The organism is Pseudanabaena sp. Chao 1811, assembly GCF_027942295.1.
Taxonomy (GTDB): domain Bacteria; phylum Cyanobacteriota; class Cyanobacteriia; order Pseudanabaenales; family Pseudanabaenaceae; genus Pseudanabaena.
This window is the reverse complement of record NZ_CP101416.1, coordinates 1008176-1021861: the sequence shown is the minus strand read 5'-3', so window position 1 is coordinate 1021861 and position 13686 is coordinate 1008176. Positions and strand designations below refer to the sequence as shown.

Below are 13686 nucleotides of genomic sequence, written 5' to 3'. Positions count from 1 at the left end.
ATGAAACTCCCTTCCTCTTTAGTGAATTTTGGTGATTTTTGTAAACGTAATCATCAGCAGCTAGTTGCAGGATTGATCACTTTTTCCTTGTCCTTGAGTGTCGTGATCTTAAGAGATAACGGAGCATTTAAACAGGTTGAGCTATGGAGCTATGACACCTTAATGCGATCGCAACTCAACGAACCCAGCGATCGCCGTGTGGTCATTGTTGAAATTGCCGAAGCCGATATTCAGAGATTTAGGTGGCCATTTTCTGATCGCCTTTTTGCCAAATTAATTAATCAAATTTCGGCAGCTAAACCTGCCGTGATCGGGATTGATAAATATCTCGATCTTCCTGTGATGGAAGGGAGAGATGAATTAGTTGCGGCGGTTAAAAATGCAGGTAATGTCGTTAATGCGAAGTTTCTTGCCACTGTAGAAGGAAGAAGTGGTGTTGAGCCTGCTAGTGATCTTGAAAAAATTAGCCGTTATGGATATGTCAATCTTCCACTAGATAAAGGGGCAGTTGTCCGACGGACTTCTATTGTTGCCGATACGGGTTCCTTTGCCTTTGAAATTACCCAACTATATCTACAAAAATTGCATAACAAGCAATTAGTTTTTAATCCAGAGAAAATTCAATTTACAGCAGGAAAACAAATTATTCCGCGAATGTCTGCTAATTATGGGGCATATCGTAAGGAAGATGACAGTGGCTATCAAATGATGGTTCGCTATCGGGGGAAACCGAGAGGTATTCAACATATTAGAGCGAGCGATGTCATTGATGGAAAAATTTCCCCAGAGCAGTTTCGCGATCGCGCCGTGCTGATTGGGGTAACGGCGGAAAGCCTCAAAGATAGCTTTCCTACACCTGTTACCGTTGATGAGGAGGTGATGTATGGAGTAGAGATCCATGCCAATATCGTCAGCCAGTTAATAAGCGCGACTTTAGACGATCGCCAATTTATACAGGTTTGGTCAAACGATCTCGAAAATCTTTGGATAGTTGTCTGGGTGATCATTGGCGGTGGCATGGCAACTTTTATCCCCAATGCTTTCAAAAATGTTGGGCTTTTAGCTACTCTTGCGCTCGTATTAATTGCTGGTAGTTATATTGCCTTTGCTCAATCATTGTGGCTCCCCATATTTCCATCATTATTGGGATTGGTTTCCGCAAACGTGCTAGTCATGGCATACCAACTTGCCATTCAACAATCTGAGCGCAAAGTTTTGATGGGACTCTTCTCGCGTCACGTCTCCAAAGAACTAGTGGATATCATTTGGAGCAATCGCGAGAAATTTATGGAAGAAGGACGGATCACAGGACAGGAGGTCTATGTGACAGTCTTATTTACCGATATGCGGAATTTTAGTACTGCTGCCGAAGCTCAAGCCCCAGGGGAAACCTTGAATTGGCTCAATAACTATTTAGGCACAATCGCTAACGAAGTCTTAGCTCATGGTGGCATGGTGGATAAATACATCGGTGATGCGGTAATGGCAGTATTTGGTGTCCCGATTCCCCATAGCAATGAAACCGAGCGTACCCGTGATGCTCAATCAGCAGTGGAGGCAGCTTTAGCGATCGCCCATAAACTGGCTGAGATGAATGATGTCTGGGTAGCTCAGGGATTACCGCCTGTTACTACAGGAATTGGGATTAACTCTGGTACTGTCATTGCTGGTAGTTTGGGTAGTGCGGAACGCTTAGAGTATTCAGTTTTAGGCGATGCTGTGAATATTGCTGCTCGTCTGGAAAGTTTTAATAAAGAAGTGGACGGGGGCCCGCACCATATTCTGATTAGCGAAGATACCCATCAGCGTCTCAATAATAATTTTCAAACTGAGTTTGTGGGTAAATATGCCCTCAAAGGTAAGACACAAGAAACAGGTATTTATCGAGTGCTAGATATTCAAAGAAATCCTAATCAACTGAGTCCGAAGGTTTCCTCTGAAACCCTATAAAGAAAGGTGACACCTTGTGTCACCTTTCTTTATAGGGTTTAGTGCAAATCAAAACCCTAGAAGCTATTGGTGGTGGCGCTTTGCGCCACCACCAATATGTAAATGTAACGTCAGTTCGGGTTAAGCTGGCAAATTTTAAAAGCTCAAAAGTAAAAGCCTTGCTTAGCAAGGCTTTTACTTTTGGGCGTTGAGATAGGGTTGGCGTAGCAAACCCTATCTCAACGCCCGTTTCAAATTGTCCCGAACTCGCGTTATTTCCCAGATTTAGTTAAAACTTTAATCGGTGCTGATGTAGTTGTTGATAAATCGGTTAATGCTGGAGCAGTATCTGTGGATTTAGTTTCTGGTTTGGTGTCTAACGTTGATTTTTTATCATCCACAGGTGCAACTTTATCTTCTGATTTATCAGCCTTAACTTCAGGGTTAGCTGGAGAGGCTGTACGTTTAAAACTAAAGTTTTGGAAGTAGTTTTTTAACTTATTAGTTGCTTTCTCAATTTCATTGTCTTTAGCTGGTTCTGGTGCGATCGCTGGCTCAGATTTTGGGGCTACAGGAACAGGCTCCTTAGTGGTGTTAGTGGTAGTTACAGATGGAGCAACAGGTGCTGACTTACCACGAAATAAGGTAGGGGAAATCTTTACGGGTTCGGGAGTAGACTTGACCACAGGAACAGCCTTGGTTTTCACAGGCTCTATAGTAGTTTTCAGGACAGGGTCTACTTTGATAGGTTCAGCTACAGGTGTAGGTCTGACAAAGGGGGCATACTTAGACCTCACTGGCTCAGATTTTACAGGTGTGACTACAGGCTCAGGCTTGACCACAGGTACAGTCTTGATTGGCTCGACCAAGGGTGCAGATTTGATGATCGGTGCTACCTTGATTGGCTCAGTTGCGGGGACGACTCTATTGGGCGCTGGTGTGATCTTAACTGGCGTAACCACGGGTTCAGATTTGACCTTTACTGGAGCGATCGGCGTTACTTTGATAGGAGCGGGAGTAACAGGAACAACTGGTGCAGGGACTACAGGCACTACTACAGGAACCACAGGTACTACCGAAGCTGGCGCTTTATCCGCAGGTTTTACTTCTTCTGTCTTAACTGCGGCTTGAGGTGTGGCTGTCGGAGCAGGTGACACAGGCTGTGGTGTTGCTTCAACCTTAGCAGGAGTTACGGCAGGGACAGGAGTTACGACAACAGGGGTAGGAGTTGGTTCAGGGGTTGGTGGTACATAGTTAGGATTAACGATCGCTTCGATATTGGCAATCTTTTCACCACGCACTAGACGGGAGAGGGTATCAGTACCATTGGGCTGGAAGTTGATCACATGGGCAGTGCTATTAAACACATTGGGAATTGTATCGCCATCATCTTCGAGAAGTTCCAACTTCACCCAGTTTTTACCAGACTTCAGACCCTTTAAATAAATTGGCTCCCAGCGATCGAAGGTAAAGCTTTGACCATTAATCGTGGCGCGTACTTGCCAGTCATCAATAGTTGGTTCATCCTTGTCAAGTAAATGTAAAGGCGCATTTTGGAGGTAGAAGTCCAACATTACTGGCTCTGCACCGTAGGTTCCGACAGGACGACTATAGGTAAGCAGGGGTGTTTTGGCATCGGGAGTATTTTCGCCAGTCTTCGTTAAGACATTAAAGGAAACCTGTGCATAGGCTCCTTTGTTTTTAAAACTTTCATGCCAAGGACGAGAGGCAAAAGCACGAATTGTATGGGTTCCAGGAGAGAGATTCTCAAAGGTTGTGGTTTGGTTGAGATCGTAAAGCGCTTTGTATTCTTGGTTATCTAAGGTCACATGGATATGGGGACCTAAACCAAAGTCAGCATTTTTGAAAATCGGCAAATTTTTAACGTCAAATTTCACCGCTACTTGGTCACTATTAAGTACCTCATCAGGTTTAGGGCTAACTATGCTTACCTGTGGCTCGTAGCGCTCTAGAAGCCGACTTAAACGCTGAATCTCGGTAGGTGGTGAAACTTCGACAATGTTCGTAGCGACAGTCTCAATTTTTTTGACGGGGGCTTTGCTCACGGGTTTATTATCACCACCGCAAGCTGTGAGGTAAAAGCACAGGGCGATCGCCATTACCAAACTAGTTAACTTTTTCCAAGGGATATTTCGCCAATAAGCTTGAACTCGCGAAGTCTTTGGCTTGTCTTCGGGTTGGTTAGAGTTTGCGATCGCGCTCATAAAAACTATGCTCAACTCAGATTACACAGGCAAATATACCGAAAAATGACCTCTTTGCTTATAAAGAAACTTCATTATTTATAAAGCTATTTACAAAAGTGCTGTCTAGATTAGGTTTTCCATAAATTGCTTTATGCTAAAAATTGTGTCCTTTCACCGTAAGAGCTATTTCCGTCCATGCAAGTACGCCGCCAGTCTGAATTTGCCCAACACAAAGGTTATGCGATCGCCCCTATCACTGATGCGCCCCAAAATATCTTAGAAAAAATTGTCTGGCAAAAGGAGCGAGAGGTGGCTCAAATGTATGCCAGCGAGTCACTAGATGCGGTGAAAGCTAAACTGGCAAATGTGCCACCAGCGAGAGACTTTTATGGCAGTTTACAAAATTCCCGTACCCAGCCTGCCTTGATCGCTGAGGTCAAAAAAGCATCGCCCAGCAAAGGCGTATTTCGTGAAGATTTTGATCCGCAAGCAATCGCGAAAGCCTATGAAATTGGTGGCGCAAGTTGTCTTTCGGTATTGACCGACTCAGAGTTTTTCCAAGGTGGTTTTGAAAATCTGCAATTAGTACGCCAAGTTGTTGATTTACCGTTACTTTGCAAAGAATTTATTATTGACCCCTATCAAATCTATTGGGGGCGATCGCATGGTGCGGATGCTGTTTTACTAATTGCAGCTATTCTCACTGATGCCGATTTGACTGAGTTACAAGCATTAATTCATCAGTTGGGAATGACGGCTCTAGTTGAGGTACATACTCAAGAGGAATTAGATCGGGTTTTGCGAATTCCTGATGTGCGCTTAATCGGGATTAACAATCGCAATTTAGAAAATTTTGTCGTCGAGCTTGAGCAGACCAAAGTTTTAATGGATAGACTAGATCCAGAAACTAGAAATAAATATCTCTGGGTAAGCGAGTCTGGTATTTATACCCGTCAAGATTTAGATTTTGTGCAAAATTGTGGTGCAATCGCAGTACTAGTAGGTGAGTCTTTAATCAAACAAGAAAATATTCAAGAAGCAGTGAAAAATCTGCTAGACAAGTAAAATTGAAATCCCTAATATTCAGTTTGTTATCTCATTTTGTATTTTATTAGGTAAATATGTCCGAGCGTAGAAGATGGTCAAGGGATGAACTTATTATTGCAATGAACTTATATTGCAAACTCTCATTTGGTCAGCTTCATCATCGTACACCTATAATTATTGAGGTCTCACGAAAGATAGATAGAACCCCAAGTAGTTTAGCCATGAAGCTTGTTAATTTTGCCTCACTTGATACAAGTTTGCAAGCAAGAGGTATTAAGGGGCTACAAGGAGCAAGTAAAGCAGATAGAGAAATATGGAAAGAATTTAATGAGAATTGGGAGGTTCTTGGCTATGAAAGCGAAGAAAAGTTTCAGTTGTTATTTGACAGCAATATAACAGAATTAGAATCTACTCAGCCTCAAATATTTTCACAAAAACTAGCTAATAAAAACACTTCAATATCAACTGAATCTGAAGCTACAGTCAAAGTCCGTATCGGTCAAAAATTCTTTCGAGAAACTGTAATAAGTAATTACTATGGACGTTGTTGTATTACTGGAAATCCTATTGCAACACTTTTGGTTGCTAGTCATATTCTGCCTTGGAGCCAATATCCAGAGCATCGCCTAAATCCTCATAATGGACTTTGCCTTAGTAGCACACAAGATAAGGCATTTGATAAAGGACTGATTACTATTGACTCAAATTATCAAATTATTTTAAGTTCTTATATCAAAGATTTTTTGTCAGAAAAGACTATAAAAGAAAACTTTGGTGTTTATCGCAATCAGCCGATCCAAATGCCTGAAAAATTTCATCCTGACCAAGATTTTCTTAAATATCATAGAGAAAAAATATTTGTAGGTTAAACTTATATTTATAGATATTAAGAATTTATAGCTTTAAAACTGAAATCATACTAAAGAAAGCTTTTTCTGATATTACAAATATGCTTATCAGTACAAATCTATAAGCTCAAAAATATTGATATATAACAAGAAGAGATAGAGGTAATGGTAAGGATATTAGCAATTTCTAAATATGTTAATAGTTTGCTAGAAGTAGAAACAAAGTTTTCGGCACAGCAAGCTATTAGCGATCGCTTTTTTAATGAATGGTATGAAGATTTACCAGAGTTAACCGAAGCTGAGAAAGAACGTTGTGATCTATTAAAAGAGCGCTATCTTTACCATCGCCATCATGGACATATTAGCGAAGGACTAGTTAATCAAATCGCGATCGCACCTTTGCTTGAAATGGCAAGTTTTTACGATCCGCCTTTCGACATCAGAGCAGAATATCCCGTTCAGATTGAATCGGTAGATATTGATGACAATGAAGAAACCATCTATCAAGGTCGGATTGACACACTCGTGATTCACAAAAAACTATGGGTTCTAGTAATTGAATCAAAAGGACAAGCATTTAGTATCGAATCAGTCATGGCTCAAGCACTTACCTATATGCTGGATAGCCCTAATCAATCACAACCAACCTATGGATTTATCAGCAATGGTGGATTTTCAATATTCCTAAAAGTGCTGAAAGGGGAGATCACTCAATATCAGTTTTCCAATGACTTCTCACTGTATAACCGTAAGACTAATGAACTCTGCTCTGTACTTATGATTCTTAAGAAAATCTCTAAATTGTTTCAACAAACTTGATCGGTGATCGCTAATAACAGAGGAAATATGAGCCAGAATTTGCAACCATTATTTCAAATATTTCAGAAGTTTTTGCTACCAGTGATTCGGGTTCTTGTTCTTGCTTATATTGGCTTAGCGATCGCCTTATATTTCGGACAGGCAAATATGGTATTTATGCCAAGTAAAGATGTCCTAGAAACACCAAAATCTATTGGCTTAAAATTTGAAGATATTCAACTAACTACTAAAGATAACGTCAATTTATCTGCTTGGTTTGTACCTGCAAAAGACAACAACTCTATTGGTAAAGCAGTGATTTTATTTTGTCATGGTAATGGTGGCAATATTGGTAATCGTGTTAGCTATTTACCGATATTTAAAGACCTAGGACTTGCCACATTTTTATTTGACTATCGCGGCTATGGCAAGAGTGAAGGACAGCCGAGTGAAGAAGGAACCTATAAAGACGTTGAGGCAGCTTGGCAATATCTCACCCAAGAACGCAAAATCCCACCTCAAAAAATCATTATCTATGGCGAATCTCTAGGTGGGGCGATCGCTTCCTACATTGCCCAAACTACTGCTCAACAAAATCCTCAAAATTTCGCAGCAGGGCTGATCCTTGCCTCGACCTTTACCTCAATTAGCGATCGCGCCGCCGAGCTTTACCCATTCCTGCCAATTCGCCTATTATCAAAATTTTCCTACAATTCCATTGAGCGCCTGCCGAATATCAAAATTCCTGTATTAATCATTCACAGCACTGAGGATGAGATTATCCCGTTTCCTCATGGCGAAAAAAACTTTCAAGTAGCCAATGCACCGAAAAAACTAGTTAAATTGCGCGGTGATCATAATGGTGGCTTTCTAGACTCGAGCGAAACTTACCGCAATGGCATCAACGAATTTACGCAAAAGATATAATCATCATCGACGTAAACAAAAATTACGAATTACGAATTACGAATTATTAACTTAGGAATATCTATCTGTGCTGCTAGGTTTCGATCCCGGAAAACAAAAATGTGGTGTTGCTGTCATGGGCTTAGATCGGAAGCTACATTTTCAGGCAGTTATCCCCAGCGCTGAGGCGATCGCTAAAGTTGGTAACTTATTAGATAGTTACCCCATATCATTGATGGTGATGGGCGATCAAACCGCATCTAAGCAATGGAAAGCGAAGTTGCAAGCATCATTCCCCGATTTGCGGATCATCACTGTAGACGAGCGTTATAGTAGTGAAGAGGCGCGACAAAGATTTTGGGACATTTATCCTGCAACAGGTTTAATGAAATTAGTCCCCCGTGGAATGCGATCGCCTGACCGTCCCATTGATGACATTGTGGCAGCGATCCTCATCGAAAGATATTTAAGTAGACTAATTAGCTCCTAAGTAGCTAGGCATAATTAAAAAATAGAACCAAAAGCTGTGGCGCACGCTGCGCGTGCGCCACAGCTTTTAGGGTTTTATACTTAATTGCGCCCAGCTAATTAACTCAAAAAAGCTCCCACTTCGCGTGAGTTTTTTTGAGAAAAGTTTTGTCAAGCTTCGTAAAGTAACATTAAGTAAGCTTGAAGCAGGGGTATGTAGAAATGATATCTTTGCACTTGATATCAAAAGCGTATACGCAATTTGGGAGAACATCTCAATGTCAGAAGAACAAGCAACAGCGAGCTTTACCGCTCCTAAACCTACTGGCAAAACCCCTATCTGGGGCGGTAGCACAGGTGGTTTGCTCAACGCAGCCTTTACCGAAGAAAAGTATCTGATCTCTTGGGACAGCCCTAAAGAGCAAGTATTTGAACTTCCTACTGGCGGCGCTGCAACTATGGTCAAGGGCGACAACTTACTCTACTTAGCAAAGAAAGAGCAAGCACTTGCTTTAGGTACACAGTTGCGTAAATTTAAGATCACCAATTATAAAATTTGGCGCGAATTTCCAAATGGTGACCAAGTGTATCTCCATCCTCAAGATGGCGTATTCCCTGAGAAGGTGAATGCTGGTCGCGTTGCTGCTAATAGCGTCGGTCGCAAGATTGGTGATAACCCTAATCCTATAAGCGTTAAGTTTACAGGTAAGGCTACTTACGATGCCTAATTAATAGCCTTGGCTATTACCATTGCTCTCATTCATTTTTATTTTTTGCAAAAGCTACTGCGATCGCTAGATTTCGGTAGCTTTTGTTTTGTTATCAAAAAGAGATAGGCGGCGCTTCGCGCCGCCTATCTCTTTGAAAATGCAAGTTTTAGACAAGGGACTTAAGCCCCTTGTTAATCATTTACTTTGGTAATGACTCTGATAGCCTTATCGAATCTACCCTAGGTGGTATGGTGTGTTAAGAAATATAAAGTATTATTAATTCAAGCAAAGATTTTTAAAGTCTGAAAATCAAAACACAAAGGAGATAATTGCAATGTCTGACACTACAGAACCCAAATTTGGTTTTAATAACTTCGCTGAAACTTGGAACGGTCGTCTTGCAATGCTTGGCTTCGTTATCGGTTTAGCGACAGAGTTGCTCACTGGTCAAGGTATTCTTTCTCAAATTGGCTTGCTATAGTTTTAATTAAAAAAGGGGCAGCGCTTAGCGCTGCCCCTTTTTTATGTTTTTAAATATTCGAGGACTTTTTGGAAAAGCTGCACGATCGCTTCTTCGCCATTGTCCCGAATGAAAATATCAAAATTCGGATGCGAGTTCGCCTCAATCAACCAGTAATTACCCTGATCATCCAAGGCAACATCTAAACCCACATAGGCGATCGCCATTTTCTGAAAAATTGGTTTAATGAATTGATCGATCGCCTGTATAACTTGAGCATCGTTTACTTGTTTCGCGATTGCCCCTTCCCAATGCAATGGGCTGAGATTACCTGTAAACACTGCTTGAGAGATATCCTTTTCGTATAAAACTATTTGCTCTTGATTAAGGCAAACAGAACGATATTCTTTAACAATATTGATAGGCTCTTGTACCAGTGCTACATAATCATAATTTTTACTATTAACGTTGAAAATATGATCTAAAGCTTTGCGAATTTCTGGTAAGTTAGTACATTTAAAAACGTTATTTCCACCCGATCCTCGATTTCTTTTGATAATAACTGGTAACGCAAAATTTCTTTCTATCTCGTTAATAATTTTATCGATAGAAGGAAATTCTAAATACTCTAAATACTTTTCATCACAGTAAGGAGAAATAAAAGATATCGTGCGCGGCATCTTCACTACGTCTTGAAAGATTTGATAAAAATACTGTTTGTCTTTAAAAATCTCAGCAACAGATTGCGACGTTAAAGGCGTTGAGTAGTTAGTGAAATAATATTCGCGATCGCCAAATTTGACCTTAACCACATTCTGATTCGGATGCAAAATTTCGTAGGCAATAGATGATTTTTTGCAAGCTTGTATGAGCATTCTGATGTTAGTCAGCATGATTCTTTAATTCCATGATTATTATCTAGACAAAGCGATCGCTGGTATAGGCTTTAATCGGTCTTGGTTTAACCGTCTGCCAAGGATAGCGCGGTTGCAATTTATTTAATGGAAAACTCGATAAGCGGCTTTCGATATGTGCTTGCTCTTCTTTGGTGAGTTCAAACATTTCATAAACAGTTTGATCGATTCGGGCTAGAACCCTAAAGAAATCGGCTTCAACTTCTTGAAAGTCAATCACCTTTTGTTTATAGGTTTGAATCACTTCAGCATAGTTATGGGGAACCACTAACTTCTGAATAACTGACTTAGAGATATGCGTATCTTCCTCAGCAGTTAACATCAAAAGTTTATAAACTAATTCAGCTAAATCTGCATTTAATAATTCTAAGAAAGATTCACCTGCACGAATAAATCTATCATCTAGTCTCAGTTCTTCAGCTTGAATATCTTCAGCAGTCCAATGTACTAAATTAAGCGCAAGAATGCGATCGGTGATTCGATATCGTCTAGCTTGAATTAAGTTTTCAATTTCAGATAATAACCATTCATCAGGGTTATCTTTAGCGATCGCTGCTAATCTTGCCAACTCATTGTAATTATCAACCAAAGTTTGCTCAATACTTGAATTTAGATTTTTTACCCAAGGCATAGCCTCAAGAACACGAGGATAAACGTGAGCGCGAGATGATCCTGCTAATACTCCTGTACGCAGTCTAACTAGGTAATAAAAACGTGCTAACTTGCTATTTATATAAGTAACAACAATTTTAGGATCAAGATTAGCTTTCGGTAAAGCGATAATCAAAGAATCAACAGCAGCAATAGATCCGTTAGTAACTAACGAAGCTGTGGGGACTAAACCAATATTAGTTACAACTAAGAATTTTTCATGCATTTTTTCTGCCCACAGACTGAGTTTGCCGTATGGTCGTTCTCTAACCATATCTAAGTCAACCCAGCCAACCGATTCTCCTGTCCATCCTATCGAAATACTCCGCCCTGCAATAACTTGAACAGAATTTTCGCCTGTTGGTTCTTCTGTAACTTCTGTACCGCCCCGTTGAATGCCATAGGTAAACCAGAAAGGACGATTATTGCGGCTGAGTTGTGGTTCTACGGCTTGCTTTAACTCGACAATTTTGCCGCGATCGCTGCTTGGATATAGTTTTTTGAGAATGGGAATATCTTTAGGTTTCAGCAATGGCAATAGATAGTTACCCCATCGCCCTTCTGCCGAATCGCTGAGATTAATATCTGTAATTCTGGGGCTGACTTTAGCATCAAAGAAATCTTTGTATCTAATCTTGACTGGGCGATCGCACTTTAATAAATTTTTGGATAAAGTTTGAGAAGCTTGATCAGGCACATAAATTTCAATTTTGTCATTATCCTGAGCAGGAACTTTTTCGATAATCAACAACATCGGAATTACATTAGCATCCCAAATTTTGCCAGCAAACTCCAACCAGACAATTTTTCTTAAGGAAGCTTCACGATTTGGGTATAGTAACTTCCAAATCTTAGCGGCTGCCTCAGAATTAGCATAGCCACCACTTACCACCATTCCCAACCAACCCCCAGATTCCAGTGACTCCGTCAAGGCACGATAGAGAAATACTAAACCAGTATCAGCATTTTGACCCCAAATCTGATTCCATAAGCCCTTCATTTCATCGCCATACTTCACCCGTTCTGCACGAATATAGGGCGGATTACCTACGATATATTTCCACTGTTGGCGATCGCGCTCAATGGAACCATCGGGAAAGAATTCTTCACCTAAAAATGGAACTAAATCATCATCCTTCAGTAGACTATTTAAATTATAAATGTGAACTTTAGGAATATCTGTCGTTGATGGCTTGAACCGAATTAAAGCCCACATTAATTGAAAATGGCTGATAAAAGCGGCAAAGGGATTTAAGTCAAAGCCCCATACATTGGTTTGCAGATCCCTGACAATCGGATTATGAGAATCATTAATCGATATACCTCTGTTTCTTGATTCCTGTAAACAGCGATGGACATAGCGTACTAAAAACGAACCACTACCACAGGAAGGATCAAGCAATTTCCCATCACCATGACTAAAAATTGTCTGTTCCAAGATCCAATCCACTAAAGCGGTTGGTGTATAAAACTCACCGAGACGTTTGCGTTTCGCTGGCGGTAAAAAACTTTGATAGATATCACCTAAAATCTCTTCAGATAAGCCCGCAAAATCGTAGGCATTAAATCGAATGATCAATCGTTGCAACGATTCATCTAACGCACCATTAGTTTCATAGATCCAGTCAAATAGACCCTGCTCAAACGGCTCATGATATAGTCGCCCTGCATCCTCAGCAACTAGTTGTACCAGCGCTTTAGCGTCTCCTGTCAAATAATCAACAAAATCCGCCCAGTCACGAGGACCGCCATTAGAAAGTTTGCGTTTTTTGGTTAATTCTAAATCTTCAACTAATCGCAAAAATAAGACTCGCGCCACTAACACAGCCACTGAGTCAGCGACAAAAGATTCCCGAATCCGTTCTTTAATTTGATTACTTTTGGCATTGATATCCCTTCCATACTGATCTTCAAAGCGGGGCAGAATTTCTTCAAAAAGATGACGATGAAAATCAGATTTAAACTTTAAGCGAACTTTGGCACGGCGTTGAGCATCTTGACTGGCATACACCAGATTACGCTCTATTTCCTGTTCTTGATGCTGAAATTGTGTATATTCATTGGCTAATGAGGCGATCGCCTGCTCTGCGGAAATAGTTAATTCTGTAAAACTAGCCTGTAAATCTTGACGTAAACGCTCAAGAGCCTGCTCATCATCCAGTTTTAGATAAATATATGGCAGTTGACCTTCGATAAATGTTGCCCATAGATTATTGTGGTTTGCCTGTTCGTAACTTAGGAAATTAAGCTTGTCCTGTAATTCACTAAAAGAGATCGCCGTTAAATCCAAAGGCTCTTCAAAACCGACAACCGTATCACCAGTTGGTAAAACCACCCAAAGATAATGTGCTGTCAGAAACAAAACATAGCGAGTCAAGCCTTCAACATACTTAGATTTTTGATGCCATAGCTTGTGCCGACCATGATCGATAGTTAACTCTGAATCATCTTTTTTTAAATCTCCCACCACCCAAGCCATTTTTTCGAGCGTGAGTAATTTAATATCAGGATAGCCGCCAGTTACTTTATCTTCAGTCACCACACAATCTTTCGGATAGCGCAGTAATTCCGCCAAAAAATCACGCACATCGGGATTATACGATCTCTCTGGACGATCCCAATTTAACGCTAGCCATTTGGTTAAAGGATTAGGTGGTTGCTTAGATGTTTTTTTGGACAAAATACTAGTCTGGAGATTTACAAATTGATTTTACTGAAAAAACATGGAAAGTGATCGCTGGTATGGAC

The 13686-nt window shown here is 40.5% G+C and carries 11 protein-coding genes; 8 read left to right on the top strand and 3 right to left on the bottom strand.

The window, feature by feature from the left end; translation table 11 throughout:
* Complete coding sequence (locus NMG48_RS04895; protein WP_271254228.1) at positions 1-1950, top strand: CHASE2 domain-containing protein; 1950 nt, start codon at positions 1-3, stop codon at positions 1948-1950.
* A 251-nt stretch (positions 1951-2201) separates the two neighbouring features.
* Here NMG48_RS04895 and NMG48_RS04890 read toward each other — a convergent pair whose 3' ends face one another.
* Positions 2202-4154, bottom strand: coding sequence for a hypothetical protein (locus tag NMG48_RS04890; RefSeq protein WP_271254227.1), 1953 nt, complete (start codon positions 4152-4154; stop codon positions 2202-2204).
* A 177-nt stretch (positions 4155-4331) separates the two neighbouring features.
* Here NMG48_RS04890 and trpC point away from each other — a divergent pair, with 177 nt between their 5' ends.
* From trpC to NMG48_RS04855, 7 genes are all read left to right on the top strand, one after another.
* Positions 4332-5201 (top strand): indole-3-glycerol phosphate synthase TrpC, encoded by an 870-nt coding sequence (gene trpC / locus NMG48_RS04885; RefSeq protein WP_271254226.1) that lies wholly within the window; start codon positions 4332-4334, stop codon positions 5199-5201.
* A gap of 56 nt (positions 5202-5257) precedes the next feature.
* Positions 5258-6052: an HNH endonuclease gene (locus NMG48_RS04880; RefSeq protein ID WP_271254225.1), complete on the top strand. Its 795-nt coding sequence runs from the start codon at positions 5258-5260 to the stop codon at positions 6050-6052.
* Positions 6053-6196: 144 nt separating this feature from the next.
* The gene (locus NMG48_RS04875; protein ID WP_271254224.1) at positions 6197-6850 is read left to right on the top strand and encodes a type I restriction endonuclease subunit R; all 654 of its coding nucleotides are present in this window, start codon (positions 6197-6199) and stop codon (positions 6848-6850) included.
* 27 nt (positions 6851-6877) lie between these two features.
* Positions 6878-7756, top strand: coding sequence for an alpha/beta hydrolase (locus tag NMG48_RS04870; protein WP_271254223.1), 879 nt, complete (start codon positions 6878-6880; stop codon positions 7754-7756).
* A 67-nt stretch (positions 7757-7823) separates the two neighbouring features.
* A complete protein-coding gene (gene ruvX, locus NMG48_RS04865) occupies positions 7824-8225 on the top strand; it encodes a Holliday junction resolvase RuvX (protein WP_126388608.1) in 402 nt (133 codons plus the stop codon).
* Positions 8226-8481: 256 nt separating this feature from the next.
* The gene (locus tag NMG48_RS04860) at positions 8482-8931 is read left to right on the top strand and encodes a photosystem I reaction center subunit II PsaD (protein ID WP_271254222.1); all 450 of its coding nucleotides are present in this window, start codon (positions 8482-8484) and stop codon (positions 8929-8931) included.
* A gap of 316 nt (positions 8932-9247) precedes the next feature.
* Entirely contained in the window at positions 9248-9394 is a 147-nt protein-coding gene (locus tag NMG48_RS04855; RefSeq protein ID WP_126388604.1) for a chlorophyll a/b-binding protein, read from the top strand.
* A 41-nt stretch (positions 9395-9435) separates the two neighbouring features.
* Here NMG48_RS04855 and NMG48_RS04850 read toward each other — a convergent pair whose 3' ends face one another.
* Positions 9436-10266 (bottom strand): ATP-grasp domain-containing protein, encoded by an 831-nt coding sequence (locus tag NMG48_RS04850; RefSeq protein ID WP_271254221.1) that lies wholly within the window; start codon positions 10264-10266, stop codon positions 9436-9438.
* Between the two features lie 25 nt (positions 10267-10291).
* Entirely contained in the window at positions 10292-13618 is a 3327-nt protein-coding gene (locus tag NMG48_RS04845) for an HsdM family class I SAM-dependent methyltransferase (RefSeq protein WP_271254220.1), read from the bottom strand.
* Positions 13619-13686 lie beyond the last annotated feature (68 nt).